The sequence below is a fragment of the Streptomyces sp. NRRL F-5135 genome, assembly GCF_000719775.1.
Taxonomy (GTDB): Bacteria; Actinomycetota; Actinomycetes; order Streptomycetales; family Streptomycetaceae; genus Streptomyces; species Streptomyces hebeiensis.
Genome location: NZ_JOHR01000002.1, coordinates 240,634 through 265,921 on the forward strand (window position 1 = coordinate 240,634; position 25,288 = coordinate 265,921).

Annotated in this window: 24 protein-coding genes; 15 read left to right on the forward strand and 9 right to left on the reverse strand. The window is 73.7% G+C overall.

The genetic code is table 11. From position 1 onward, the window contains the following. Positions 1–405: 405 nt before the first annotated feature. The 3 genes from IG02_RS0104990 to glmS all read right to left on the reverse strand — a co-directional run bounded on the left by IG02_RS0104990 (position 406) and on the right by glmS (position 4,241). Positions 406–1,881 (reverse strand): NAD(P)H-hydrate dehydratase, encoded by a 1,476-nt coding sequence (locus IG02_RS0104990; RefSeq protein ID WP_030742257.1) that lies wholly within the window; start codon positions 1,879–1,881, stop codon positions 406–408. A 127-nt stretch (positions 1,882–2,008) separates the two neighbouring features. After that, positions 2,009–2,377 carry a holo-ACP synthase gene (locus tag IG02_RS0104995; protein WP_030742259.1) on the reverse strand — a complete coding sequence of 123 codons (369 nt, stop codon included), beginning with the start codon at positions 2,375–2,377 and terminating at the stop codon, positions 2,009–2,011. Positions 2,378–2,393: 16 nt separating this feature from the next. Beyond that, positions 2,394–4,241 carry a glutamine--fructose-6-phosphate transaminase (isomerizing) gene (gene glmS / locus IG02_RS0105000; protein ID WP_030742261.1) on the reverse strand — a complete coding sequence of 616 codons (1,848 nt, stop codon included), beginning with the start codon at positions 4,239–4,241 and terminating at the stop codon, positions 2,394–2,396. A gap of 432 nt (positions 4,242–4,673) precedes the next feature. On the opposite strand from glmS, the gene IG02_RS0105005 reads away from it, so the two are divergent. Together IG02_RS0105005 and IG02_RS35910 are read left to right on the forward strand one after the other, a co-directional pair. Beyond that, positions 4,674–5,621 (forward strand): hypothetical protein, encoded by a 948-nt coding sequence (locus tag IG02_RS0105005; RefSeq protein ID WP_030742263.1) that lies wholly within the window; start codon positions 4,674–4,676, stop codon positions 5,619–5,621. 4 nt (positions 5,622–5,625) lie between these two features. After that, complete coding sequence (locus tag IG02_RS35910; RefSeq protein WP_037802263.1) at positions 5,626–7,371, forward strand: M16 family metallopeptidase; 1,746 nt, start codon at positions 5,626–5,628, stop codon at positions 7,369–7,371. A gap of 44 nt (positions 7,372–7,415) precedes the next feature. Here IG02_RS35910 and IG02_RS37620 read toward each other — a convergent pair whose 3' ends face one another. From IG02_RS37620 to IG02_RS0105025, 3 genes are all read right to left on the reverse strand, one after another. After that, positions 7,416–8,204, reverse strand: a complete 789-nt coding sequence (locus tag IG02_RS37620) for a hypothetical protein (protein ID WP_030742267.1) — start codon at positions 8,202–8,204, stop codon at positions 7,416–7,418. Beyond that, on the reverse strand, positions 8,201–9,775 hold the full coding sequence (locus IG02_RS0105020; RefSeq protein WP_234314601.1) for a sensor histidine kinase: 1,575 nt from the start codon (positions 9,773–9,775) through the stop codon (positions 8,201–8,203). Before IG02_RS0105020 ends, IG02_RS37620 begins: the two co-directional genes overlap by 4 nt. An 86-nt stretch (positions 9,776–9,861) precedes the next feature. Continuing rightward, positions 9,862–10,548 carry a response regulator transcription factor gene (locus tag IG02_RS0105025; protein ID WP_030742270.1) on the reverse strand — a complete coding sequence of 229 codons (687 nt, stop codon included), beginning with the start codon at positions 10,546–10,548 and terminating at the stop codon, positions 9,862–9,864. Positions 10,549–10,864: 316 nt separating this feature from the next. Here IG02_RS0105025 and IG02_RS35920 point away from each other — a divergent pair, with 316 nt between their 5' ends. The 6 genes from IG02_RS35920 to IG02_RS0105055 all read left to right on the forward strand — a co-directional run bounded on the left by IG02_RS35920 (position 10,865) and on the right by IG02_RS0105055 (position 16,861). Then, positions 10,865–11,701, forward strand: a complete 837-nt coding sequence (locus IG02_RS35920) for a DUF3152 domain-containing protein (RefSeq protein ID WP_078854203.1) — start codon at positions 10,865–10,867, stop codon at positions 11,699–11,701. Positions 11,702–11,821: 120 nt separating this feature from the next. After that, positions 11,822–12,817 carry a type I pantothenate kinase gene (coaA, locus tag IG02_RS0105035; protein ID WP_234314610.1) on the forward strand — a complete coding sequence of 332 codons (996 nt, stop codon included), beginning with the start codon at positions 11,822–11,824 and terminating at the stop codon, positions 12,815–12,817. A 282-nt stretch (positions 12,818–13,099) separates the two neighbouring features. After that, positions 13,100–14,317 (forward strand): alanine racemase, encoded by a 1,218-nt coding sequence (gene alr / locus IG02_RS0105040; RefSeq protein WP_037802265.1) that lies wholly within the window; start codon positions 13,100–13,102, stop codon positions 14,315–14,317. A 150-nt stretch (positions 14,318–14,467) separates the two neighbouring features. Continuing rightward, positions 14,468–15,793, forward strand: coding sequence for an alpha/beta fold hydrolase (locus IG02_RS0105045; protein ID WP_030742280.1), 1,326 nt, complete (start codon positions 14,468–14,470; stop codon positions 15,791–15,793). A gap of 169 nt (positions 15,794–15,962) precedes the next feature. After that, entirely contained in the window at positions 15,963–16,457 is a 495-nt protein-coding gene (gene tsaE / locus IG02_RS0105050; protein ID WP_037802345.1) for a tRNA (adenosine(37)-N6)-threonylcarbamoyltransferase complex ATPase subunit type 1 TsaE, read from the forward strand. A gap of 185 nt (positions 16,458–16,642) precedes the next feature. Continuing rightward, positions 16,643–16,861 (forward strand): hypothetical protein, encoded by a 219-nt coding sequence (locus IG02_RS0105055; protein WP_037802268.1) that lies wholly within the window; start codon positions 16,643–16,645, stop codon positions 16,859–16,861. A 65-nt stretch (positions 16,862–16,926) separates the two neighbouring features. Here the strand turns inward: IG02_RS0105055 and IG02_RS0105060 are convergent, their stop codons facing one another. Continuing rightward, positions 16,927–17,490 (reverse strand): hypothetical protein, encoded by a 564-nt coding sequence (locus IG02_RS0105060; protein WP_078854205.1) that lies wholly within the window; start codon positions 17,488–17,490, stop codon positions 16,927–16,929. 104 nt (positions 17,491–17,594) lie between these two features. Here IG02_RS0105060 and tsaB point away from each other — a divergent pair, with 104 nt between their 5' ends. The 4 genes from tsaB to IG02_RS0105080 all read left to right on the forward strand — a co-directional run bounded on the left by tsaB (position 17,595) and on the right by IG02_RS0105080 (position 20,503). Further along, positions 17,595–18,287: a tRNA (adenosine(37)-N6)-threonylcarbamoyltransferase complex dimerization subunit type 1 TsaB gene (gene tsaB / locus IG02_RS0105065; protein ID WP_030742291.1), complete on the forward strand. Its 693-nt coding sequence runs from the start codon at positions 17,595–17,597 to the stop codon at positions 18,285–18,287. Positions 18,288–18,445: 158 nt separating this feature from the next. Next, the gene (locus IG02_RS0105070) at positions 18,446–18,967 is read left to right on the forward strand and encodes a GNAT family N-acetyltransferase (protein ID WP_030742293.1); all 522 of its coding nucleotides are present in this window, start codon (positions 18,446–18,448) and stop codon (positions 18,965–18,967) included. Further along, positions 18,960–20,120, forward strand: a complete 1,161-nt coding sequence (gene tsaD / locus IG02_RS0105075; protein ID WP_030742296.1) for a tRNA (adenosine(37)-N6)-threonylcarbamoyltransferase complex transferase subunit TsaD — start codon at positions 18,960–18,962, stop codon at positions 20,118–20,120. The genes IG02_RS0105070 and tsaD overlap by 8 nt, the downstream gene beginning before the upstream one ends. 20 nt (positions 20,121–20,140) lie before the next feature. Then, complete coding sequence (locus IG02_RS0105080; RefSeq protein ID WP_051764487.1) at positions 20,141–20,503, forward strand: hypothetical protein; 363 nt, start codon at positions 20,141–20,143, stop codon at positions 20,501–20,503. A 12-nt stretch (positions 20,504–20,515) separates the two neighbouring features. On the opposite strand, the gene IG02_RS0105085 is transcribed toward IG02_RS0105080, so the two are convergent. Beyond that, the gene (locus tag IG02_RS0105085; protein WP_030742302.1) at positions 20,516–21,814 is read right to left on the reverse strand and encodes a cytochrome P450 family protein; all 1,299 of its coding nucleotides are present in this window, start codon (positions 21,812–21,814) and stop codon (positions 20,516–20,518) included. 152 nt (positions 21,815–21,966) lie between these two features. On the opposite strand from IG02_RS0105085, the gene IG02_RS0105090 reads away from it, so the two are divergent. Continuing rightward, complete coding sequence (locus IG02_RS0105090) at positions 21,967–22,599, forward strand: TetR/AcrR family transcriptional regulator (protein WP_037802352.1); 633 nt, start codon at positions 21,967–21,969, stop codon at positions 22,597–22,599. A 68-nt stretch (positions 22,600–22,667) separates the two neighbouring features. Here the strand turns inward: IG02_RS0105090 and IG02_RS0105095 are convergent, their stop codons facing one another. Continuing rightward, complete coding sequence (locus IG02_RS0105095; protein WP_030742306.1) at positions 22,668–23,288, reverse strand: Uma2 family endonuclease; 621 nt, start codon at positions 23,286–23,288, stop codon at positions 22,668–22,670. 246 nt (positions 23,289–23,534) lie between these two features. Between IG02_RS0105095 and IG02_RS0105100 the strand changes: the two genes are divergently transcribed. Further along, positions 23,535–23,891, forward strand: a complete 357-nt coding sequence (locus IG02_RS0105100; RefSeq protein ID WP_030742309.1) for a YciI family protein — start codon at positions 23,535–23,537, stop codon at positions 23,889–23,891. A gap of 50 nt (positions 23,892–23,941) precedes the next feature. Then, positions 23,942–25,264, forward strand: coding sequence for an RNA polymerase sigma factor (locus tag IG02_RS0105105; RefSeq protein ID WP_051764489.1), 1,323 nt, complete (start codon positions 23,942–23,944; stop codon positions 25,262–25,264). The last annotated feature ends 24 nt before the right edge of the window (positions 25,265–25,288 follow it).

The window sequence follows — 25,288 nt, forward strand, 5'->3', positions numbered from 1 at the left end:
CCGGCGGGCGGCGAGGCCGTGGAGGCAATCTGTTCCGCTGCCAGACCGTCACCGGTCAGGGCGGCGATCAGCCAGGGGATCGTCCTGGCGGCGCTCGCCGCCGGCATCGGCACCGGCCCTTGAACTCCCGCCCCCGGTCGGGGGCGGGCTTCGACTCGGCCCTGTCCGGATGGCTGGAGCGACCGGCCCGTTCATGGCCTGTGAGTCCCGTGTCCTTCGCCTGCAACAGAGCGTAGAGCGCAACTGTCGACGCAAGAGTTGCCTGCCGCAGCCCTGACAGAGTTCCGCGGAGGATCGAGCGGGAGGAAAACTCGCTGAACTCATGGCTGCGTCGCGTGGTGACGGTGGCGTCTGAGCGCAGGTCATGTCCGGCGCCGGCGTGACCGGCGTCCCGTACGTGCGCCGCTACGCCTCGCCCCGTACGTTCCGCCAGGCCGCCGGCAGGCCGTCCGCCACGTCCAGGGCCGAGACCGGGGCGCCCCGGGACTTCAGGCGGGCGGCGAGGCCGTGCAGGTAGGCCGCGGCCGCGGCGGCGTCGTGGGTGGGCAGGCCGGTGGCCAGGAGGGAGCCGGCGAGGCCGGAGAGGATGTCGCCGCTGCCCGCCGTCGCCAGCCAGGGCGTGCCCGTGGGGTTCACCCGGACCGGAGCCGTCGGGTCCGGGGTGGCGATCAGCGTCGTCGAGCCCTTCAGCAGCACCGTCGCGCCGTACCGCGAGGCGAGTTCGCGTACGGCCGCCAGCCGGCCCGCCTCGACCTCCTCCCGGGGGACGCCCAGCAGCGCCGCCGCCTCGCCCGCGTGCGGGGTGAGCAGGGTCGGGGCGCTGCGGGCGCGTACCGTCGCCGCGTCCAGCAGCCGCAGGCCGTCCGCGTCCACCAGGACCGGCACGTCCGAGGCCAGGACGTCCGAGGCCAGGGGCTCGGCCGTGCCCGGCTCGTCGCCGAGGCCCGGACCCACGGCCCAGGCCTGGACCCGGCCCGCCTTCGACGGCGGGCCCTCGTGCACCAGGGTCTCCGGGAAGCGCGCGATCACCGCGTCGCCGCCGGGGCCCACGTACCGTACGGCGCCCGCGCCCCCGCGCAGCGCGCCCGCCACCGCGAGCACCGCCGCGCCCGGGTAGCGGGCGGAGCCCGCGACGATGCCGATCACGCCCCGCCGGTACTTGTCGCTCTCGCCCGTCGGCTCCGGCAGCAGCCGCGCCACGTCCGCGTGCTGGAGCGCCTCCAGGTCCGGTACGGGCGGCAGCAGCGGGCCGAGGCCGATGTCCACCAGCCGCAGGGCACCGGCGTGTTCGCGCGCCGGGTCGATCAGCAGTCCCGGTTTGTACGTGCCGAACGTGACCGTGACGTCCGCGCGCACCGCCTCGCCCACCACCTCGCCGCTGTCCGCCGTCACCCCGCTCGGCAGATCGACGGCCACGACCACCGCGCCCGACGCCCGCGCCGCCCGTACCAGCGGCACCGCCTCCGGCCGCAGCCCGCCGTGCCCGCCGATGCCGGTGATGCCGTCCAGCACCAGATCGGCGCCGGCCACAACCGCGTCCGCGGGGGTGTCGGTGGCGTCGGCGATCCGGCCGCCCGCGTCGAGCAGCGCGGCCAGTCCGGCCCCGTGCGTACGGGCGGGCGCGAGCCGCACCACCGAGACCCTGGCCGAGCGGCCGGCCAGCAGCGCCCCGGCGTACAGGGCGTCACCCCCGTTGTCGCCGCTGCCGACGAGCAGGACGACCCGAGCCCCGGACACCCGCCCCCGCCGGTCGCGCAGCAGGTCGGCGCAGGTCGCGGCGAGCCCGGCGGCGGCGCGCCGCATCAGCGTGCCCTCCGGCAGCCGGGCCATCAGCTCCCGCTCGGCGTTCCTCACGGTCTCCACGCGGTACGCGGTACGCATACGGTCCAACCCTTTCCTTGCGGTTCGCTCGTCAGCTCTTCTGCCCGTCTGCCCGTCTGCCCGTCTGCACGTCAGCCCGACTGCGTGGGCTCGCTCTCGGGACCGGTGCCCCGGGGCCGCCCGCGCCTCAACCCTCCGCGATCACCACCGCCGACGCCACCCCCGCGTCATGGCTGAGCGAGACGTGCCAGTGCCGTACGCCCAGCTCCGCGGCGCGCGCCGCCACCGTTCCCCGCACCCGCAGCCGCGGCCGGCCGCTGTCCTCGACGTACACCTCGGCGTCCGTCCAGTGCAGCCCGCCGGGCGCGCCGAGTGCCTTGGCCACGGCTTCCTTGGCGGCGAACCGCGCCGCCAGGGAGGCCGTCCCGCGCCGCTCCCCGCTGGGCAGCCGCAGCTCCCTCGCGGAGAACAGCCGGTCGGCCAGCTGAGGAGTGCGCCGCAGCGACTCCCCGAACCGGTCGATCTCGGCGACGTCGATCCCCACCCCGATGATCACAACAACGCTCCCCGTCTCACTCCACCGTCACGGACTTCGCCAGGTTCCTCGGCTGGTCCACCTCGTTGCCCCGCGCCGTCGCCAGCTCGCACGCGAACACCTGCAACGGCACCGTGGCGACCAGCGGCTGGAGCAGCGTCGGCGTCGCGGGGATACGGATCAGATGGTCCGCGTACGGCACCACCGCCTCGTCCCCCTCCTCCGCGATCACGATCGTCCGCGCGCCCCTGGCCCGGATCTCCTGGATGTTGGAGACGATCTTGCCGTGCAGGACCGAGCGCCCGCGCGGCGACGGTACGACGACCACCACCGGCAGGTCCTCCTCGATCAGCGCGATCGGACCGTGCTTCAGCTCGCCCGCCGCGAACCCCTCCGCGTGCATGTACGCCAGCTCCTTGAGCTTGAGCGCGCCCTCCAGGGCCACCGGGTACCCCACGTGCCGGCCCAGGAACAGCACCGTCCGCTTGTCCGCGAGCGTGCGCGCCAGCGCCCGTACCGGCTCCATGGTCTCCAGTACGCGCTCCACCTCGCCGGCGATCCGCGACAGGTCCCGGATGACGGCCCGGATCTCGTCGCCCCACTTCGTGCCGCGCCGCTGGCCCAGGTAGAGCGCGACCAGGTAGCAGGCCACCAGTTGGGTCAGGAACGCCTTGGTCGACGCGACGGCGACCTCGGGGCCCGCGTGCGTGTAGAGGACGGCGTCCGACTCGCGCGGGATCGTCGAGCCGTTGGTGTTGCAGATGGCCAGCACCTTCGCCCCCTGCTCGCGGGCGTGCCGCAGCGCCATCAGCGTGTCCATGGTCTCGCCGGACTGCGAGATCGCGATCACCAGCGTGCGCGGGTCCAGGATCGGGTCGCGGTAGCGGAACTCGCTCGCCAGCTCGACCTCGCAGGGCATCCGCGTCCAGTGCTCGATGGCGTACTTGGCGATCAGACCGGCGTGGAAGGCCGTACCGCAGGCGACGATGACGACCTTGTCGGCCTCGCGCAGCACGGAGTGGGGGATGCGCACCTCGTCCAGCGTCAGGGCGCCCTCGGCGTCGATCCGGCCGAGGAGGGTGTCCGCGACGGCCTTCGGCTGCTCGGCGATCTCCTTGAGCATGAAGTAGTCGTAGCCGCCCTTCTCGGCGGCCGACGCGTCCCAGTCCACGTGGTACTCGCGCACCTCGGCCGGCGCGCCGTCGAAGTCGGTGACGACGACGCCGTCCCGGCGCGCCTCGACCACCTGGTCCTGGCCCAGCTCGATCGCGGAGCGCGTGTGGGCGATGAAGGCCGCGACGTCCGACGCGAGGAACGACTCGCCCTCGCCGACGCCCACCACCAGCGGAGAGTTGCGGCGCGCGCCGACGACGACATCCGGCTCGTCCGCGTGCACGGCGACGAGGGTGAAGGCGCCCTCCAGCCGGCGGCAGACCTGCCGCATCGACTCCGCGAGGTCGCCGCAGGAGGAGAACGACTCGGCGAGCAGGTGGGAGACGACCTCGGTGTCGGTCTCCGAGTCCAGGTCGTGGCCGCGGCCGGCCAGCTCGGCGCGGAGCACGGCGAAGTTCTCGATGATCCCGTTGTGGACGACGGCCACCCGCCCGGCGTTGTCGAGGTGGGGGTGGGCGTTGGTGTCGGTCGGGCCGCCGTGCGTGGCCCACCTGGTGTGCCCGATCGCGGTGGAACCGCTCGGCAGCGGCCGGTCCTTCAGCGCCTTCTCCAGATTGACGAGCTTGCCCGCCTTCTTCGCCGCGGCGAGGCCGCCGTCGGCGAGGACCGCGACCCCGGCCGAGTCGTAGCCCCGGTACTCCAGCCGCTTCAGGCCCGCGACGACCACATCAAGCGCCGACTGTCCGCCGACGTAACCCACGATTCCGCACATATGGATCCCTTCCCGGCTGTTCCCGGCCGTTCCCGGCCGCCGGACACATCGTTCCAGAACGCGCGGCGGGGCAGCGGGACCACGGCCATCGCGCCACGAGCCCCCGCGGGCCCCGGTGAGTCCCTGCGAGTGCCTGCGAGTGCCTGCGAGTCCCTGTGCCGCCTCCCCCTGTTGTCCCTTCGGTGAGGGTGCGGCTCGAACCCGCCATATTCGCTGCCGCGTTGTCAGTACGGGCTGCTAGCCTGCGTCTTCACATCACGTGCACATCGCGTGAACGTGCGTCCGGGGGGATGCGACCGAGTCCGAATCGCCGGACCGGCCGTGGCACGGCGTCCGACCGCGCCCGCTCGCTCCCCCCCCCGTGTTCCTCACCCCGTCATGCTCCTTGCCCGTACCGGCGCCCGCCGGTCATGTCCGTATCCGAGGACCGTCATGCCCAAAACCGAGCCGTCGGCTCGCCCCCGCTTCGATCCGTGCGTCACCATGCCCTCGCTCCAGCGGCTGCGCACCGCCGTCAAAGCGGGGGACTGGCCGGCGACCGAGTCGTTCATCGCATCCCTGCCGGACGAGGACGACCGGGCCTTCGCCGCGTCCCTCGCCGCCAGGATCAAGGGGGCGGAGAAATTCCTGGAGCGGGTGGTGGGGGAACGCCCGGGGGAGCCGCTGCCCCGGGCCCTGCTCGCCGAGCGCTACATCCACATCGGCTGGGACATCCGCAGCGGCGCCCGTGCCCAGTACGTGTCGGGGGAGCAGTTCCGGCAGTTCCACGCCTGGCTGCGGCGGGCCGAGCACCTGCTGATCGAGCTCTGCGCCGAGCACCCCGCGTACGCCCTGGCCTGGCGTGCGCGTCTGATCAGCGCCCGTGGTCTGGAGCTGGGACAGAGCGAGACGCGGCGTCGCTACGACCGGCTGGTGGAGCACCACCCGCACCACTTCAACGGACAGCAACAGCTTCTGCAGAAACTCTGCCCCAAATGGGGCGGCGGCTGGGAGCTCGCGCACGGGTTCGCCCGCGAGTGCGCGGCCGCGGCCCCGCCCGGAAGTCTCGTGGGGGTGCTGGTCGCCGAGGCGCATCTGGAGCACTGGCTGGACCTCGACAGCGGCGCGGACGAGCGCTATCTGCGGGACCCGGCCGTACGGGACGAGCTGGTGGCGGCCGCCGCCGCCTCCGTGTGGCATCCGGACTTCCACCCCGGTTTCCACGCCATCGGCGCGCACGGCACCTTCGCCGCGACGCTGTCGCTGGGCGGCCACTACGCGGAAGCGGCCCCGCACTTCCGTGAGCTGGGAAACAACGCCAGCGAGTCCCCGTGGAACTACCTGGGCGACAAGGAAGCCGCGTTCATCAAGCACCGCACAACCGCACTGGCGAAGGGCTGAGCCGATGTCCCAGGAGAACCTGGATGTTCTCGCGATACGCGAGACCGAGGTCGACGGGATCCGTACCGTCCTGACCGCCGGCGGCGGAGCGGTCACCGCCGGTCTGGCCTTCCGGGTCGGCGCGGCCGACGAGACGTACGCGACGAGAGGTGTCACCCACCTCGTCGAGCACCTGGCGCTGCACCGCCACGGCGTGTCCGACCTGCACTACAACGGCGCCACCGCCACCACGTACACCCTCTTCCACGTCACCGGCACCACCGACGAGGTCGTCGGCTACCTCAACGGAGTCTGTGCGGCCCTGCGGAACCTGCCGCTGGACCGGCTGGAGATCGAGCGCGAGATCCTGCGCACCGAGGCGGCGGGCCGTGGCGGCGGCGCCAACCGCCAGCTGCCGCTGTGGCGTTACGGCGCGCAGGGCTACGGCCTGACCAGCTACGCGGAACTCGGCACCTGGCACCTGTCGGCCGACGCCGTGCGCGACTGGGCCGCCACCCGCTTCACCCGCGAGAACGCGGTTCTGTGGATCACCAGCGACACCGTGCCCGAGGGCCTGGACCTCTCTCTTCCCTCGGGCCCCCGGCATCCCATGCCGGTCGTCACCTCCGCCCTGCCCGTGACCCCCGCCTACATCCAGGGGGAGGACGGAACGGTGGTCATGGACGGCATCGTCCGCAGATCCTCCGCCGCGGCCCTGTTCGCCGAGGTGCTCGGTCGTGCCCTCTACGCCGACCTGCGCCAGAAGGGCGGGTACTCGTACACGGCCACCGCGGACTACAGCCCGCGCGATACCGAGTTCGCCACGATCACCGCGTTCGCCGACGCCCTGCCGCAGAAGCAGGACGCGGTGGTGGGCGGCCTCGTGGACGTGCTCGCCCGGCTGCGGGCGGGCCGGATCGAGCAGGCCGAACTCGACACGGCGCGTGCCACGTTCCTGAAGGCGTACGACCACACCACCGACCTGGCGGCCGCCCGCCTCCCCGGGCACGCCCTGAATCTGCTGATCGGCCATCGCAACCTCACCACCGAGGAACACAAGGCCGAACTCGCCGCCGTCACACTCGACGACCTGCGCGAGGTCGCCCGGGAGCTGTACGCGAACGCGCTGCTCCAGGTCCCCGGGCGGGGCGCCGACTGGGCGGGCTTCACCGAGGCGCCGCAGCACTCCGGCGGCACCACCGAACTCGGCGGCACCCGGCATCCGTCCCGCGAGGACGCCTCTGTCGTACTCACCGTGGCCCCGGAAGGCGTCGCCCTGAGCACGCCGGGCGGTGTCGTCACCATCCGCCACGACCAGTGCGCCGCGATGGTCGCCTACCCGGACGGCGGCCGTCGTCTGACGGGGCTCGACGGCTTCCAGATCGCCGTGGAACCCACTCTCTTCGCGTCGCTCGGCCCCGACCGGATCGCCCTGATCGACGCGGCCGTTCCGCCCGCCGCCGTGGTGCGCATGCCGGCCCGTGACCCCGAACGGATCCCCCGGCCGCGTGTCTCGGGCGACGGGGAGGGGCCGGGGGCCCGTGGCCTGGTCCGTCATTTCTTCCAGACGCTCGGGATCGTGGTGTTCGGCCTCCTGACCGTGGTGTGGGCCGTGTTCGCGGTCGTGGCGACCGCCCTGATGTTCGGCGGATCGGGGCCGGGCCTCATACCGGTCGTGGGCGTCTGGCTGGGGCTCGCCGCGCCGGTGCGCCTGTTCAAGGCCGTGTGGACGGCCAGGAAGAAGACGGCGGCGGAGAGCGGCGCGGGGTGAGCGGGGCCGCGGGGTGAGCGGGGCCGAGGGGGGGAGGAACCGCGTCAGCGCGGCCGGTCCGCGACGGCGGGCCCTCCTCCCGGGGCGGGCACCGGCGTGGCCGGCACCTCGGGGAACAGCGTGGCCCCTTCCGCGGGGGCGGGGCACAGGGTGGCGTCCGCCGTGAGGGTCCGCCGGCCCTGGGGCGTGGTGAGGGTCACCGGGAACGGCTCGGTGTTGCTCGCCCGGGTCTCCAGCGCCCGGGCCGCCGCCGCCGTGCACGCGAGCTGGGCCGCCGCGAGGTCGCCGAGCGGCTTCTCGCCGCCCGTGAGTCCGATGACGATCTCTCCGGACTCCCCCGGTGCGCCGGCCTTGACGACGGTCCGGGGAGGTCCGGCGTCCGGCGGCAGTTCGGTGGCCACGTCGGCCCCCGTCGCGGACGCCGGCCCCCGCAGGAGCAGGGTGACGGCCGTCTCGACGCCGGCCCCGCGGCTTTCCGTGCCGTCGCGCGTGAGTTCGGCGGGCCGGGCCACCGGGTACAGCGCGCCGCCCCTGACGAAGTAGAGCCAGGTCACGGGGCGCAGCCCGGTCGCCGGGGCGCCGGTCTCCACGACACCGGTGGCGGGGATCCGGCAGCCGGTGAGCAGGAACGGTACGAGGGCGAGCAGGACGGCGGCGGCCCGGGCGCGGCTGTTCCCGACGGATGCGGCTCGGGGTGCGGCTCGGGGTGCGGCTCTGGACGCGGACCGGGGCGTGGACCGGGGCGCGGCTCCAGGTGGGAGCGTGGTCGGGGCGTGCGGGGCGTGCGGGGCGTGCGGGGCGTGCGGGGCGTGCGGGGGGTGTGCGGACGTCATGGGCGCTTCCCGCCTCCCCTCGCCCGTGTGCGTGGTGTCTTCCGGTCTTCCGGCTCTCCCGGTCCCTCTCGATCGTCCGGTTCCGCCGGCATGTCCGTCGCCGTGGGCCCGGACGGCGGGTCGTCACGGTCGGCCGCCGGCCACGGCAGTTCCACCGTGAACACGGCTCCGCCCCCCGGCCCGTTCGCCGCACGCACGGTGCCTCCGTGCAGCCGTACGTTCTCCGCGGTGATGGCGAGGCCGAGGCCGCTGCCCTCCGTGCGCGTCCGGGCGCTGTCCGACTTGTAGAAGCGTTCGAAGACATGCGGGGACACGGCGTCCGGGATGCCCGGGCCGTTGTCCGTCACCTCGATCACGGCCCGGGCGCGGGCGCCCGCCGCCGGGGCCGGCACCGTGCTGAGACGCAGTCGTACGGGCGGAGCCCCGTGCCGGAGCGCGTTGGCGACCAGGTTGGCGACCACCACGTCCAGGCGGCGCGGGTCCGCGCGCCAGCGCAGCGTGCCGGGCGGCGGCAGCTCGGTCGCCACGCGGTCCGACCAGCCCCGGGAGGCCAGCGTGCGGAGCAGCGACTCGGCCAGGTCGATGTCGTCCAGCTGGAGTTCGGCCGCCCCGGCGTCGAATCGCGAGATCTCCATGAGGTCGTCCACCAGCCGGGCCAGCTTCGTGGTCTCCTGGCTGATCAGCCGCACGGCGGTGGCGGTGTCCGGGTCCAGCCCGGCCGCGTCCTCGTCGAGGACGTCGGTGACCGCCGCCATCGCCGCCAGCGGGGTCCGCAGCTCGTGCGAGACGTCGGCGGCGAACGCGCGCGCCCGGGCCTCCATCCGGCGCAGCTCCGCCACGGACCGGTCCAGCGCGGAGGCGGTCTCGTTGAACGTACGGGACAGGTCGGCCAGTTCGTCCGAGCCGTTGACCGCGAGCCGGGTGTCGAACCGGCCCTCCGCCATGCTTCCGGCGGCCCTCCGCAGCTCCCGCACCGGCCGCAGCACACCGCGCGCGGCGAGCAGGGCGATGACGACGGCCAGGACGAGCGCGGGCACGACGGCCCGCTCGACGGCGGCCACCAGCGCGTCCACGTACGCCTGTTCGGCGTTCTGCGACACGACCAGGAAGACACTGAGCCCCGACAGCGCGGCCGAGGTGCCGCCCGGACCGGCGTACGTCACCGGCATGCCGACGACCAGTTCGGAGACCGTGCCGGACCCGGTGCCGGTGGTGACCCGCTGGAACACGGTGGCGCGCCGGGTGGCGACCGCCTCGCGCAGTTCCGGACTGACGGCGGCGAAGGAGTAGTCGGAGGGCACGGGGGCGCGTGTGCCGCCGTAGACGGCCAGCACGCGCCAGCCCTGCGAGCGGCCGACGCGCGCCACGTCGGTGGCGAGGCCGTCCAGTTGCCCCTGGGTGGGCGGCAGGGTGAGGGCGGGGGCGAGCGTGTTGACGTGGTCGCGGAACTGTTTGACGACGGTGTCCTGGCTCTGTTGGAGGACGCCCGTACGCGCCTCCCGGAAGGTCAGCGCGCCCGTCGTCAGCGTGCCGGCCACGGCGACGAGGGTGAAGGCGACGACGAGCCGCACGCGCAGCCCCCGGAGGCGGGGGACACGCAGGCGCGGGACACGCAGGCGGGGCACACGAAGGCGGGGCACACGCGGGCGCGGGGGCCTCACAGCGACCGGAACCGGTAGCCGAAGCCACGCACCGTCTGTATGTAACGCGGGTCCCCGGGCGGTTCGGACATCTTCAGCCGCAGTCGTTTCACACACGCGTCGACCAGGCGGATGTCCCCGTGGTACCCGTGCTCCCAGACCGCTTCGAGGAGTTGCTGCCGGCTCAGCACCTGCCCCGGGGACGCCGAGAGTGTCAGCAGCAGCCGCATCTCGGAGAGGGCCAGGACGACCGGCTCCCCGCGGAGGCTGACCTCCAGCCCCGTCCGGTCGATGGTGAGGTCGCCGTACGTCTCGATCCTCGGCCCGACGGCACCGGCGGGCGTCGTCATCCTGCGCAGCACGGCCCGTATCCGGGCCTCCAGGACGCGCGCCCGCACCGGCTTGACCACGTAGTCGTCCGCCCCGGCCGCCAGACCGACGATGATGTCCATGTCGTCGCCGCGTGCCGTCGCCATGATGATGGGCACCTGGTCGGTCGAGCGGATCCTCCGGCACACGTCCAGACCGCTCATCCCGGGCAGCATCAGGTCCAGCAGCACCACGTCGGGACGGAACGACCGGAGCCGTTCCAGCCCCTCCTCGCCCGTCGGGACGGCGGTCACGTCGTGCCCCTGGCGGCGCAGTCCGAGACGTACACCCTCGCGTACGGCGGGGTCGTCTTCGATGAGCAGGACACGTGGCATGCGCACAGTATCCGCAGAGCACGCGGTCGGAGTGACGGGTTCCGGGTCGTTCCGGCCGGGCTTGAGAGTACCGTCACACGACGGCGCTCGGCATCCCGTCGACCGCTTGTCGACCCCGTGCGGACTCCACCGAGGGCGGCGCGGTTACCGATTCGTTATGTGATGGTCCACGTTTCATCACATGATCACTCCACTGTCGGCTGTTATGAACCACCGCACCTCCGGCTCCCGTCGACACCGCGCCAAGAGAGCAGTTCGTTCCCGCTCTCGCTCCCGCTCCCGCCGTTCCGGCACGGGGCCCAAGGTGCCGCTGTTGATGGGAGGCGTGGCGCTGGGCGTGCTGGTGCTGGCCGTCGTCGTCTTCCAGGGCATGGGGGCGAGCGACAGCGAAGGCACCTCGCGGGCCGGCGCCGGCAGCCGGGCGGTGGACGCCGAGGCGCGGCCGTCCGCCTCCGCGCCCCCGGCCGAGGCCACCCCGAGCCCGTGGGACACGCCCGCGCCGGCCGACGCGTTCCCCACCGCGTCCGGGTCCTCGTCCGACGACGAGGACCCGGGTAACGCGAAGGGCAAGGAGAAGGAGGAGGACATCCCCGTCACGGGTCCGGGCACCTTCACCACCGCGTCCGGCGCGGGGAAGCCGGTCGGCGCCGGGAAGATCCTGACCTACCAGGTCATGGTCGAGGACAGCCTCGACGTGTCCGCCGCCGAGGCGGCCGAGGAGGTGGACGCGATCCTCGCCGACAAGCGCGGCTGGACCACGGACGGCACCTCCGGCTTCCGGCGCGTCTCGTCCGGCACGCCCGACTTCGTCGTACAGATCGCGACGCCCGGCACCGTCGACGACATCTGCGGGAAGTACGGCCTGGACACCGGCGGCGAGGTCAACTGCAACGTCGGCCGGCACGTGATGGTGAACCTCAAACGCTGGCTGCTCGCCACGCCCGTCTACGCCGACGACGTGCCCTCCTACCGCGCGCTGATCATCAATCACGAGGTCGGCCACTTCCTCGGCCACGGCCACGAGACCTGCCCGGGCGAGGGCTCGCCCGCGCCGGTGATGATGCAGCAGATCAAGGGCATGCACGGCTGCGAGCCCAACGTCTGGCCCTACACGGCCGACGGAAAGGCCATCACGGGCCCCAAGACGGCGTGACCGGGCCGGTGGCAGGTGGCCGGCGAGGGTCGGCCGGTGGCCGGCGGCCGGTGGACGTGATCCAGCCCACCGTGCGGGGCCGTCCGGAATTGTCCCCGTGCGCACGACAATGGTGATGTGATCACTACGCTGCCACGAGGCGCCCACTCCCACAGGGGCGACCATGGGCCGACCCCGTACCTCGATCTCAGCCGTGCCGAATGGAGCGCGCTGCGCGAGAAGACCCCGCTGCCGCTGACCGCCGAGGAGGTCGAGCGGCTGCGCGGTCTCGGGGACGTCATCGACCTGGACGAGGTACGGGACGTCTACCTGCCGCTGTCCCGGCTGCTGAACCTGTACGTCCAGGCCACGGCCGGGCTGCGCGGCGCGCTCAACACGTTCCTCGGCGACGCGGGCGGCGGGCACGGTGCCCAGCGCGGCACGCCGTTCGTCATAGGCGTCGCCGGGAGCGTGGCCGTCGGCAAGTCCACCGTGGCCCGGCTGCTGCGGGAACTGCTGGCGCGCTGGCCCGAGCACCCCCGGGTCGAACTCGTCACCACGGACGGCTTCCTCCTGCCGATGGCCGAGCTGAAGGCGCGCGGGCTGATGGCGCGCAAGGGGTTCCCCGAGTCGTACGACCGCCGGGCGCTGACCCGGTTCGTCGCGGCCGTCAAGGCCGGCAAGGACGAGGTCACGGCGCCCGTCTACTCCCACCTGACGTACGACATCGTGCCGGGCGAGGTGCTCACCGTACGGCGGCCGGACATCCTCATCGTGGAGGGCCTCAACGTCCTCCAGCCCGCGCTGCCGGGGAAGGACGGCAGGACGCGGATCGGGCTGGCGGACCACTTCGACTTCAGCGTGTACGTGGACGCGCGGACCGAGGACATCGAGTCCTGGTACCTGGGCCGTTTCCGGCAGCTGCGCCGGACGGCGTTCCGCGACCCCACCTCGTACTTCCGTAAGTACACCGAGGTCTCGGAGGAGGAGGCGCTGGAGTACGCGCGCACGATGTGGCACACCGTCAACCGGCCGAACCTGCTGGAGAACGTGGCGCCCACGCGCGGCAGGGCGACGCTGGTCCTGCGCAAGGGCCCGGACCACAAGGTCCGCCGCCTGTCGCTGCGCAAGCTCTGAGGGGATCGGGGGCCGGGGGCCCGCCGGACCGGCGGACCGCCGGACCGCCGGGCGGGCCCGGTCCGTCGGGGCGGACCCCGGCCACCGGGTGCCCGGACCACCCGGACCGTGTCGGGGCGGGGGCGGTTCCGGGCCCCTCCGGCGGGCCGGCGCGCGCCGGGGGAACGCGCCCCGCGCACCCCGGTGTCCGCCTCCGTGCCCGTCCCGCGCCCGGCCCGCGCGCGCCCGGCTCCGGCTCGGCGTCCGCCCGGCGGCGTCGGGCCCTCTGAGACACTGGGCCCGATGACCGGAAGAAATGAGACGTCGGCGACCCTCCGGGCGCGCGCCGAGGTCGATCTCGACGCCCTGCGGGGCAATGTGCGGACCCTGCGCGCACGCGCGGGCGGCGCCGCGCTCATGGCCGTCGTGAAGTCCGACGCGTACGGCCACGGCATGCTGCCCGTCGCCCGGGCCGCCCGTGAGGCCGGCGCCACCTGGCTCGGGACCGCCACGCCGCACGAGGCCCTGGCCCTGCGCGCCGCCGGTGTCCCCGGCCGGATCATGTGCTGGCTGTGGACGCCGGGCGACCCCTGGCGCGAGGGCGTCGAGGCCGACCTCGACATGTCCGTCAGCGCCCTGTGGGCCCTGCGTGAGGTCACCGCCGCCGCACGCGCCGCCGGGCGGCCCGCCAGGATCCACCTCAAGGCCGACACCGGACTGGGCCGCAACGGCTGCCAGCCCGCCGACTGGCCGGAACTCGTCGCCGCCGCCCTCGTCGCCGAAGCCGCGGGCGAGGTCACCGTCACCGGCCTCTGGTCGCACTTCGCCTGCGCCGACGAGCCCGGCCACCCCTCCATCGCCGCCCAGCTGGACCTGTTCCACGAGATGGTGACGCACGCGGAGAAGGAGGGCGTACGGCCCGAGGTCCGGCACATCGCCAACTCGGCGGCGGCCCTCACGGTCCCCGAATCGCACTTCGACCTCGTACGCGCCGGCATCGCGACGTACGGGATCTCGCCCAGCCCGGAGATCGGCACCTCCCGGGACCTCGGGCTGCGGCCCGTGATGACCCTCGCCGCCTCCGTCGCCCTCGTGAAGCGGGTGCCCGGTGGCCACGGCGTCGGTTACGGCCACCAGTACCGCACCCCGCACGCGACGACCCTCGGCCTGATCCCGCTCGGCTACGCCGACGGCGTGCCCCGCCATGCCTCCGGCCGGGGACCCGTTCTCGTCGACGGGGTACGGCGGCGGGTGGCCGGGCGGGTGGCCATGGACCAGTTCGTCGTGGACCTCGCCGGGGACACCCCGGAGGCGGGGGCGCGCGCCGTTCTCTTCGGCCCCGGGGACCACGGGGAGCCGACCGCCCAGGACTGGGCCGAGGCCGCGGACACGATCGCGTACGAGATCGTCACGCGGATCGGCTCCCGGGTCCCCCGCGTTCATCTGAACGAGCGGGAGGCGCGGGACGGGCAGGACGGACCGACCGGGCAGGACGCGCGGGCCGGACAGGCGTCCGAGTAGGCCGCGGCACGGCACGGCAGAGCCGAGCGGGGACCCGAGGAACCCGAGGACGACGAGGACGACGAGGACGACGAGGAGCGCACGGTGAGCGAGAACAGCGCGGCGGGGGACGCGGCGGCCCGGACGGCCGCCGCGGCGGCGTCCACAGCGGTGTCCACGGCGGCGGCAGCGGGCTCGGCCGCCGCCGGCTCGGCCGCGGGCGCCTGGCGCCGTGCGGGCCTCGCCGGTGCCGCGATAGGCGTGATCGCCGCCGGGGCCGCGGCCGGCGTCGCGATAGAGAGGCTGACCGTCAGCCGCGGCACGCGCCGCAGGGCCCGGCTCGCGCTGGACGCCTCGGGACCGTACGGAGCCCTGCGCGGCACTCCGGGCCGCGCGATCGCCGACGACGGCACGGAGCTGTACTACGAAGTCGACGAGATCGACGAGACCGACGGGATCGACGGGATCGATGCGACCGACGAGATCGCCGGCGCGGATGCGGCCGCGGGGGCCGGAGGGGCCACCGGCGACCCCGGAGGTGTCGCCGCGCCCGGTGCCGCGCCCGGCTTCCGCCGACGGCGCCTCTTCGGCCGCAAGCCCCCCGCCCCCGTCACCGTCGTCTTCAGCCACGGCTACTGCCTCAACCAGGACTCCTGGCACTTCCAGCGCGCCGCGCTGCGCGGACTCGTCCGTACGGTCCACTGGGACCAGCGCAGCCACGGCCGGTCCGGCCGGGGGGCCGCCCAGCGCGGCGCCGACGCCGTTCCCGTCTCCATCGACCAGCTCGGCCGCGACCTCAAGGCGGTCATCGACGCGGCGGCCCCCGAGGGTCCGCTGGTGCTGGTCGGCCACTCCATGGGCGGGATGACGGTGATGGCGCTCGCCGACCGGTACCCCGAGCTGGTGGCGGACCGGGTTGTCGGCGTCGCCCTGGTCGGCACCAGCAGCGGCAGGCTGGGGGAGGTCAACTACGGCCTCCCGCTCGCGGGCGTGAACGCGATACGCAGGGTGCTCCCCGGCGTCCTCAGAGCGCTCGGCTCGCAGGCCGATCTGGTCGAGCGCGGGCGCCGGGCCACCGCCGACCTGTTCGCGGGGCTGATCAAGCGGTACTCGTTCAGCTCGAAGGACGTGGATCCGGCCGTCGCGCGGTTCGCCGAGCGGCTCATCGAGAGCACCCCGATCGACGTCGTCGCCGAGTTCTACCCCGCCTTCGACGAACACGACAAGGCCGGGGCGCTCTCCGTCTTCCTGGAGACCCCGGCGCTCGTGCTGGCGGGGGAGAAGGACCTCGTCACCCCCAGCTCGCACAGCGAGGCCATCGGGGACCTGCTGCCCGACGCGGAGCTGGTGCTGGTCCCGGACGCGGGTCACCTGGTGATGCTGGAGCACCCCGAGACGGTCACGGACCGGCTCGCGGACCTGCTGGCGCGGGTGGGCGCGGTGCCGGCGGAGACTAACGTTGGCACGCATGGAAACACCGCACAGCCCGGCGGCTGACGCCCGCGCCGCCCGCCACGAGCTCCCGGACGGCCACGGGTTCCCGGACGGCCCCGAATACCCGGACCGCGAGGAGCACTCGGACCGCCGTGAGCCTTCGGGCCGCACGGCCGACGGCACGGCCGACGGCACTGGCGAGAGCACGCCCGGTGCCACCGCCCGGCTCACCGTGGAATCCCCCGAGCGCATGACGGAGCTGGGCCGCCGGCTCGCCGCCCTGCTGCGCCCCGGCGACCTGGTGATGCTCACGGGCGAGCTGGGCGCCGGCAAGACGACCCTGACCCGGGGCCTCGGCGAGGGGCTCGGCGTCCGGGGCGCGGTCACGTCCCCCACATTCGTGATCGCCCGCGTCCACCCCTCCCTGGCCGGCGGTCCGCCGCTGGTCCACGTCGACGCGTACCGGCTCGGCGGCGGGCTGGACGAGATGGAGGACCTGGATCTCGACGTCTCGCTGCCGGACTCGGTGGTGGTCGTGGAGTGGGGCGAGGGCAGGGTCGAGGAACTGTCCGACGACCGGCTGCACGTGGTCATCCACCGGGTCGTCGGGACGGGCGAGGGAACGGCGGACGGGGCGGGGGCGGAGGCCGACGAGCGCCGCACCGTCACGCTGACGGGGGTCGGCGAGCGCTGGGCACACGCGGACCTGGCCGCGCTGACGCGCTGATCAGCGCCTTCGGGCGATCGAACGACCGCGCCAGGGACACCGCCATGGATACGGCCACGTGTTCCGTACGTTCCGACAAGATGTCGGCAAAATGTTGCGCGCGCCGTGCCGTGCGTGGTCACATGGTGGAGAGACTTGGTTAGGTCTACCTAACTATGCCTGCCCCCGGAGCCACAGGAGGCAACATGCCGACGCCGGAAAGCGAAGCGCGTCCGCAGTCCCCGCCGTCCGCGCCGTCGCCCTCGTCCGTGTCCATGAGCGATCTGCTGGCGTCCTGTGCGGCGGCATCGGCCGTGTCCACACCGCCGCACGAGCAGCGGGACCAGCGGGAGCAGCGGGAGGAAGAGAAGTTCGAAGAGAGCGCCGGGCCCTCGGAGCGTGAGGAACGACGGCCCGCCGCCTGAGGGGTCCTCGAACCGTGCCCGTCCGGGTCGCGCGCCCGGTCCTACGAGATCACAAGATCAGGGGATCAGGGGATCACGACGATCTTCGCGCCCACCGTCGCGAAGGTCCACATCGCGTTGCCGTCGCCGACCTTCATCCGGATCCCGCCCGTCTTCAGGCTCGGGTTCGGGGTGGTGAGCGTGCCGTCCACGGCCGCGCTGAACCCGATCACGACGTTGTCCACGCTCGTGAACCGGACGACGTGCTCGATCCGCACCCCGTCCGAACCCGTGACCGATCCGGACCGTGAGGTCACCGCGTACGTTCCGGGCGGCGGGCTGACCGTGCTCGGCATGACCTCGAAGGTGCGGGTCACCTTCTCCGCGGTGTCCACCAGCCAGACCCGCCGGTCGGCCAGCGCGTAGACGACCCGCTCGCCGGTGCCGGACTCCGCGGGCAGGGCCAGCGGGTCCTTCTTCGGCTGGGCGGGGGCGCCGGCGGCCCCGGAGGGAGAGCCCGTCGTACGGGGCTTGGAGGGCTTCCCGAGGGTGTCGGGGACGTTCGCCGACGCCTGGTAGGCGAGGAAACAGACCGCGGCGACAGCCGCCGCGGTGAGCCCGGCCACGATTCCCGAGCTGCTCCTGGACACCTTGATCCACCTCTCGTACGTATGACTCCGTGGTGACGTTAGCAGCAGCCGGGTGACGGGGCCGGGCGCCGTGCCCCGCCCCCGGGGAGCCGTAGGCTGTTTGCGTGCTTCTGCTCGCCGTTGATACCGCCACCCCCGCCGTCACCGTCGCCCTCCACGACGGTGAATCCGTCCTGGCCGCCGAGAGTCAGGTCGACGCCCGCCGCCACGGGGAACTGCTGCTGCCCGCCGTGGACCGGGTCCTGGCCGCCGTCGGGGTGAAACCGGCCGCCGTGACGGACCTCGTCGTCGGCATCGGGCCAGGACCGTACACGGGCCTGCGGGTGGGGCTGACCACCGCGCTCACCTTCGGGTCGGCCCTCGGGGTGCCGGTGCGCGGACTGTGCACGCTCGACGGGCTGGCGTACGCGGCGGGCACGGGCGGCGCGGGCGGCGCGGGAGCCTCGGGGGCCGGGATCGACGGGCCGTTCGTCGTGGCGACCGATGCCCGCCGCAAGGAGGTGTACTGGGCGCTCTACGCCGATGCCCGTACGCGCCTCACCGACCCGGCCGTGGACCGCCCCGCCGACATCGCCGAGCGGGTCGCGGGCCGGCCGGCCGTCGGCGCGGGGGCGCTGCTCTACCCGGACACCTTCCCGGACGCGCGCGGCCCCGAGCACCAGTCGGCCGCCGCGCTCGCGTCGCTGGCGGTGGAGCGGATCGCGGCGGGCGCGGAGTTCCCGCCCGCGCTGCCCCTCTACCTGCGCCGCCCGGACGCGCAGGTGCCCAAGAACTACAAGGTGGTCACGCCGAAGTGACGCGCGACCCCGCCCACCCCGCCCACCCCGCCCACCCCGGCAGCGGAGGCCCCGACACCGGCCCGGAGGCCGTCGGCCCCCGCACCGGCCCGGTCGGCCCCGGCCCGCTCGGCCCTGCCCCCGGCCCGGCCGCCCCCGGCGCCGTCGTCCTGCGCGAGATGCGCTGGTGGGACATCGAGCCGGTGCTCGCGCTCGAACGCGAGCTGTTCCCCGAGGACGCCTGGTCGCCCGGCATGTTCTGGTCGGAGCTGGCACACGCGCGCGGTCCGGGGGCGTCCCGCCGTTACGTGGTGGCCGAGCTGCCCTGCGGGAGCCCGGGGGGCGAGCCGCCGGAGGAACCCCCCGGCGAGCCGGGACGGCCGGCCCGGCGCCGGATCGTCGGGTACGCCGGCCTCGCCGCGTCCGGCGGTCTCGGTGACGTCCAGACCATCGCCGCCGCCCCCGACCTCTGGGGCACCGGCCTCGGCGCCCGCCTCCTGACCGAACTGCTCCAGCACGCCACCGCCTTCGAGTGCGAAGAGGTGCTGCTCGAAGTGCGGGTCGACAACAAACGGGCGCAGCGGCTGTACGAACGCTTCGGTTTCGAGCCCATCGGCTTCCGCCGGGGCTACTACCAGCCGGGCAACGTCGACGCCCTCGTCATGCGCCTCCGGATGCAAGGAACTGAGATCAATGGCTGACGAACCCCTCGTCCTCGGTATCGAGACCTCCTGCGACGAGACGGGCGTCGGCGTCGTGCGCGGTACGACCCTGCTCGCCGATGCCGTCGCGTCGAGCGTCGACGAGCACGCGCGCTTCGGCGGTGTGGTGCCGGAGGTCGCCTCCCGCGCGCACCTGGAGGCGATGGTTCCGACCATCGAACGCGCGCTGAAGGAGGCCGGCGTCAGCGCCCGTGACCTGGACGGAATCGCCGTGACGGCGGGGCCGGGGCTCGCGGGCGCGCTGCTGGTGGGCGTGTCGGCGGCGAAGACGTACGCGTACGCCCTGGGCAAACCGCTGTACGGCGTGAACCACCTGGCCTCCCACATCTGCGTCGACCAGCTCGAACACGGCCGGCTGCCCGAGCCGACCATGGCTCTGCTGGTCAGCGGCGGGCACTCCTCGCTGCTGCTCGCGCCGGACATCACCGCCGACGTACGGCCGCTGGGCGCGACGATCGACGACGCGGCGGGCGAGGCGTTCGACAAGATCGCGCGCGTGCTGCACCTGGGCTTCCCCGGCGGCCCGGTCATCGACCGGCTGGCGCGCGAGGGCGACCCGGAGGCGATCGCGTTCCCGCGCGGACTGACCGGGCCGCGTGACGCGCCGTACGACTTCTCCTTCTCCGGTCTGAAGACGGCCGTGGCCCGCTGGATCGAGGCGAAGCGGAACGCGGGCGAGGAGGTGCCCGTACGGGACGTGGCCGCGTCCTTCCAGGAGGCGGTGGTCGACGTCCTGACCAGGAAGGCGGTCCGCGCCTGTGTGGACGAGGGGGTCGACCACCTGATGATCGGCGGCGGTGTCGCGGCGAACTCCCGGCTGCGCGCGCTCGCCGAGGAACGCTGTGAGCGGGCGGGCATCAGGCTGCGCGTGCCGCGCCCGGGGCTGTGCACGGACAACGGCGCGATGGTGGCGGCGCTGGGCGCGGAGATGGTCGCGCGCGGCAGATCGGCGTCGGACTGGGAGCTGTCGGCGGACTCGTCGCTCCCGGTGACCGTGTCGCACGTGCCGGGTGTGTCGTCCGTGCCGCGTGAGTCGTCGGAGCCCCACGACCACGGTCACGGCCACGACCACGGTCACGATCATGACCACGACCACCTGCACGAGCTGAGCAAGGACAACCTGTACTCATGACGCGTGAGAGGGCGACCACCATGCCGGTCCCGCCGGCCGCGTCCGTTGCTCAGGTCGCGCTGATGTGGGAGGCCAAGGCCGCCCCCGGCCGCGGCACGGAACTGCTGGAGTGGGCCCGCGCGCGGTCGTCGGACCTGCCGGCGGCCCCCGGGGGCCCACAGCGCGCGGAACTCCTGCGCGCCCCCGGGGACCGGGTCCTCGTCATCACCTGGTGGGACGCCCCGTACGACGCGGACGTGCCCGAACTCCCGGACCCGCCCCCGGACCTGATCGCCCGCCCGGTGCACCGCTGGCGATTCGAGTCGCTCGGCTCACCCGGCGCTCAGCCGGCGCCGGCCCCCGCTCCGTCGCCCGCGCCGGGGACCACCAGCCCCGACTCGTAGGCGGGAGCGCGGTTACCAGCGCACCGGCAGTCGGCGCAGCCCGCGCAGCATGCTCGGACGCCAGTCGGGCGCGTTGGCCGGGTCGTCGGGAGACGTTCCCGCCGGGTGGTCCAGGGCGAGGTCCGGGCAGCGTTCCAGCAGCGCGCGCAGCGCGACCGTGGCCTCCAGACGGGCCAGCGGGGCGCCCAGGCAGTGGTGGACGCCGTGCCCGAAGGAGAGGTGGCTCCGGGTGTCGGCGGGGTCGCGGCGGATGTCGAAGCGCCCCGGCTCGGAGAACCGGGCGGAGTCGCGGTTCGCCCCGGCGATGGACAGCACCACGGAGTCGCCCTTCGCCACCTCGACCCCGCCGAGGGTGAGGGACTCGGCGGCGTAGCGGTACGAGGTGGCCGGCGCGGGCGGTTCGTAGCGCAGGGCCTCCTCGACCGCGCCCTCCAGCAGCGTCCAGTCGGCGCGCAGCGCGGCGAGCTGCTCGGGGTGGCGCAGCAGGAGGTGGACGGCGCTGGAGATCAGGTTGACCGTCGTCTCGTACCCGGCGACGAGCAGCAGGAAGGCCATGCCGAGGAGTTCCTCGGGCGAGAGCGCGTCGTCGTCCTGACCGGCCGCGCGGACCAGGTCGTACAGGAGGTCGTGCCCGCCGGCGGGGTCCTCGCCGGGGTCCTTCGCCGTGGTGGGACCACCCGCCGTCTCCGTACCCGTACTCGCACCCGCCCGCTCGGCGCGCCGTCGCTTGTCCTCGATGAGCCCGGTCAGATAGACGGTCATCTGCTGCTGGGCCGCTGCCGCCGCCTCCGGATCCGTGGCGGCGACGATCTCGGTGGACCAGTCCCGGAAGGAATCGCGGTCCCGGCCGGGCACTCCCAGCAGCTCGCAGATGACGGTGATCGGCAACGGGAAGGCGAACGCGTCGACCAGGTCGGCGCGGCCTGCCGGGGCCATCGTGTCGAGCAGCGCGTCGGTGATCTCCCGCACGCGGGGCCGCAGCGCCTGGACGCGCTGTCCGGTGAACTCGCGGGCGACGAGACGGCGCAGCCGGGTGTGGTCGGGCGGGTCGGTCTGGAGCATGTTGCGGCCCACGGCGTAGCCGCCGTCGCTCATCCAGGTGGCCGAGTGCCGGATGTCGTTGCGGAGGCGGGGATCGGTGAGCGCGGCGCGGACGGTCTCGGCGTCGAACACGAACCACTGGGTGGCGCCGTTCGGCGTACGGATCCACCGCACGCCACCGTCGGCGCGCAGCTCCTCGTAGCGGGGATAGGGATCGGAGTTGAAGGCGACCGGGTCGGTGACGAGATCGACGGCGGGTTCCGTGGACATGGGTCCCCCAGGGATGACGGGTCGGTCGGGGCGGGGACGGGCAGCACTGACAGCGCGGCAGCACTGACCGCGTCAAGTGGGGATGGCTCCCCACTTCATGGTGACTCTAACAGCAACCGGGGAGTGGTCCTCGGTTGCGGTACCGTACGGGCGTGAGAAAGGACGCACAGCTCAACCGGGAGCGGATCCTCGCCGCCGCCCGCGAGGTCTACGCGGAGCAGGGCGTGGAAGCGCCCCTCGACGTGATCGCCCGCCGCGCCGACGTCGGCAACGCCACGCTCTACCGGCGCTTCCCGGACCGGGCCGCGCTGATCGAAGCGGTCTTCCAGGACCAGCTGACGGCCACCGTCGAGGCGGGGGAGCGGGCCCGCGCGGCAGCGGACGCGTGGGAGGGGCTGACCGGCTATCTGGAGCGGATCTTCGAGGGGCTGGCCACCGACCGGGGCGTGACGGACCTGATGACGACGCCGTTGCCGGGCGTCCCCTCGCTGGCGCGGCTGCACGCGCACAACGCCGGGACGATTTCCGCGCTGCTGGCGCGCTGCCGCGCGGAGGGCACCGCACGGGCGGACGTCTCCGTGGAGGACCTGCTGTTCGGTCTCGCGGCGCTGGGCCGCGCGGCACCGGCGGCGGAGGCCGCGGCCCCCGGCTCCTGGCGGCGCCAGCTCGCGCTCTTCCTGGACGCCCTGCGCGCGACCGACGCCCACCCCCTGCCGGGCGAACCGCTCGGACCGGACGAACTGGCGCCCGCCCTGAGCGCGCTGCACGCGGCACGGCGGTCGTAGCGGGGCACCGGCCGATACGGTGCTGCGGCGGTGCGGTGCGGAGAAGGGTGTTGCGGAGCGGCCTGTGCTCAGTCGTCCAGCAGTACCGACGTGTCGAGCGACGGATACGGCTCGGGCAGCGGCAGCCGACGGCCCAGTTCCACCTCGACCTTGGTCGCGTAATGCGCGGTGGCGGGATCGTCACCCGGCACCGGGTCGGAGAACGCGTACGCCCTGCCCTCCTGGCGGTGGACGAGGACGTACACCGGGACGCCGGCGGACGCGTAACTGCGGTACTTGGGTCCGGTGTCCGTCTCGTGGTTGCTGGAGGTGACCTCGCCTACGAGGGCGAGGAGGTCGACCGGGTACCAGCCTTTGTGCGCCTTGCGGTACGCCTCGTCCATCTCGGTCGGCCGACGCCTCTGCACGTAGAAGTCCGGGATGGCCAGGGAACGGGAGCGGTCGTCCCACAGCCCGATCCGGTAGCCGTTGCCCATGCCGGCCAGACGGATGCCCGCCGTGCGCAGTTGGAAGTACAGCTCTGCGGCGCCGTCGTTGTGGTTGTCGTCCGGCTGCGGTGGCACGACCACCATCCCCTCGAAGTACTCGGGTCGAATCGGCGTACGGGACGCCTCTTCGATCGCGATCAGTAGATCGATGGGGTCCTGCTCCGGATCGGCCACCGGCTCGGTGATGGGGTCGGCGCTCATCGCTGTCCTCCCTGTCTCTGTCGCCAGGCTACGCCGGTATCGGGTGCCCCAGCAGGATGCTGGGGCACAGGAGGCGTCGGGGTCTCGTGGTTCCGCGACGATTCCCCGAAAGAAAATTCCCGGCGCGTGTCGATTCCGGCGTCTCCCGTTCGACGTATGGGTGAGCGGCGGGGAACAGCCTCCGCCGCCACGACCCGAAGAGCGTCACGAACGCTGTGAACGCTGAACGCCACGAAGGAGCTCACCATGCCGCGCTTTCTCTCCGTGATCCGTGTCAATGAGGACACCGCCCCCGCCTGCGGTCCCACCCCCGAGCTGATGGAGCGCATGAGCGCGCTGCTGGAGGAGATGACCAAGGCCGGTGCCATGCTCGACAACGCCGGGCTGAAGCCGACCGCCGAGGGGGCCCGGGTCCGGCACGCCGGTGGGAAGACCACCGTCGTCGACGGCCCGTTCGCCGAGTCCAAGGAGGTCGTCGGCGGGTACTCGCTCGTCCAGGCCAAGGACCTGGCCGAGGCCGTCGAGTGGTCCCGGCGCTTCGCCGAGCTGCACGGGGACGAGTTCGACCTCACCGTCGAGGTCCGCGAGGTCGTCGAGGGCTGATCGTCCGGATCGTTTGCGGTCGCCCGTAGCCGGTGTTCTGATGGGTGGCCGTGAGGACGAACAGCGCTGCGGACCACCCGACGGGCAGCCCGGCGGACAGCGCGGTCGAAGCGGTGTTCCGGATCGAATCGGCGAAGATCATCGCTGCCGTCACCCGGATCGTCCGTGACGTCGGCATCGCCGAGGAGCTGGCCCAGGACGCCCTCGTGGCCGCGCTGGAGCAGTGGCCGGAGTCAGGAGTCCCCGGCAAACCGGGGGCCTGGCTCATGGCCACCGCCAAGCACCGCGCCGTCGATCTCGTACGCCGCCGGGAGACCTACGCCCGCAAGCTCGCCGAGGTCGGCCGCACCCTGGAGGACGAGGCGCCGGGCGCCGACGCGCTCGCGACCGGCCCCGATGCCGTCGACGCCATCGACGACGACCTCCTGCGCCTCATCTTCACCGCCTGCCACCCGGTCCTCTCCGCCGAGGCCCGTACCGCCCTCACTCTCCGCCTCCTCGGCGGGCTCACCACCGGCGAGATCGCCCGCTCCTTCCTCGTGCCGGAGGCGACGGTCGCCCAGCGCATCGTGCGGGCGAAGCGCGGCCTGGCCAAGGCGGGCGTGCCGTTCGAGGTGCCCTACGGGGACGAGCGCGAGCGGCGGCTGGCCTCGGTCCTCGACGTGATCTACCTGATCTTCAACGAGGGGTACGCCGCCACCGCCGGTGACGACCTGCTGCGCCCCGGCCTGTGCGAGGACGCGCTGCGGCTGGCCCGGGTACTGAGCGGACTGATGCCCGACGAGCCGGAAGTTCACGCGCTGGCCGCCCTGTTGGAGCTCCAGGCGTCGCGCACCCCGGCCCGTACCGGCCCGGACGGCGAACCGGTGCTGCTCGCCGACCAGAACCGGGCCCGCTGGAACCACCTCCTCGTCCGCCGCGGCTTCGACGCCCTCACCCGCGCCCGGGCACTCGGCGGCGCGCCCGGTCCGTACGCCCTCCAGGCCGCGATCGCCGCCTGTCACGCGCGGGCGGTGACGTACGAGGAGACCGACTGGCCCGCGATCGCCGCCCTGTACGCGCGCCTCGCCGCGCTCACGCCCTCCCCGGTGGTCGAACTCAACCGCGCGGTCGCCGTGTCCATGGCCGAGGGCCCGGCGGCCGGCCTCGCACTCGTGGACGCCTTGGCCGACGAGCCCGCGCTCGCCTCGTACCACCTGCTGCCCAGCGTGCGCGGCGACCTGCTGGCGCGGCTGGGCCGTACGGACGCGGCCAGGGGCGAGTTCGAACGGGCCGCGGCCCTGACCCGTAACGAGCGCGAGCGTGACCTGCTCAGGGAACGCGCCGCGCTGCTCGGCCGACCCGGGCCCGCGTACGACGCGCCCCCCACGTAAGGCGAGCCCCACGTGCCTCACCGC

Excerpts from the sequence above, each read along its gene's own strand:
- IG02_RS37620 (WP_030742267.1), bottom strand. The coding sequence starts at position 8,204 with ATGACGTCCGCACACCCCCCGCACGCCCCGCACGCCCCGCACGCCCCG.
- IG02_RS0105025 (WP_030742270.1), bottom strand. The coding sequence starts at position 10,548 with ATGCCACGTGTCCTGCTCATCGAAGACGACCCCGCCGTACGCGAGGGT.
- IG02_RS0105080 (WP_051764487.1), top strand. The coding sequence starts at position 20,141 with ATGCCGGTCCCGCCGGCCGCGTCCGTTGCTCAGGTCGCGCTGATGTGG.
- alr (WP_037802265.1), top strand. The coding sequence starts at position 13,100 with ATGACCGGAAGAAATGAGACGTCGGCGACCCTCCGGGCGCGCGCCGAG.
- IG02_RS35910 (WP_037802263.1), top strand. The coding sequence starts at position 5,626 with ATGTCCCAGGAGAACCTGGATGTTCTCGCGATACGCGAGACCGAGGTC.
- IG02_RS0105100 (WP_030742309.1), top strand. The coding sequence starts at position 23,535 with ATGCCGCGCTTTCTCTCCGTGATCCGTGTCAATGAGGACACCGCCCCC.
- IG02_RS0105085 (WP_030742302.1), bottom strand. The coding sequence starts at position 21,814 with ATGTCCACGGAACCCGCCGTCGATCTCGTCACCGACCCGGTCGCCTTC.
- IG02_RS0105055 (WP_037802268.1), top strand. The coding sequence starts at position 16,643 with ATGCCGACGCCGGAAAGCGAAGCGCGTCCGCAGTCCCCGCCGTCCGCG.
- tsaD (WP_030742296.1), top strand. The coding sequence starts at position 18,960 with ATGGCTGACGAACCCCTCGTCCTCGGTATCGAGACCTCCTGCGACGAG.
- IG02_RS0104990 (WP_030742257.1), bottom strand. The coding sequence starts at position 1,881 with ATGCGTACCGCGTACCGCGTGGAGACCGTGAGGAACGCCGAGCGGGAG.
- glmS (WP_030742261.1), bottom strand. The coding sequence starts at position 4,241 with ATGTGCGGAATCGTGGGTTACGTCGGCGGACAGTCGGCGCTTGATGTG.
- IG02_RS0105070 (WP_030742293.1), top strand. The coding sequence starts at position 18,446 with ATGCGCTGGTGGGACATCGAGCCGGTGCTCGCGCTCGAACGCGAGCTG.
- IG02_RS35920 (WP_078854203.1), top strand. The coding sequence starts at position 10,865 with ATGGGAGGCGTGGCGCTGGGCGTGCTGGTGCTGGCCGTCGTCGTCTTC.
- IG02_RS0105005 (WP_030742263.1), top strand. The coding sequence starts at position 4,674 with ATGCCCAAAACCGAGCCGTCGGCTCGCCCCCGCTTCGATCCGTGCGTC.
- IG02_RS0105095 (WP_030742306.1), bottom strand. The coding sequence starts at position 23,288 with ATGAGCGCCGACCCCATCACCGAGCCGGTGGCCGATCCGGAGCAGGAC.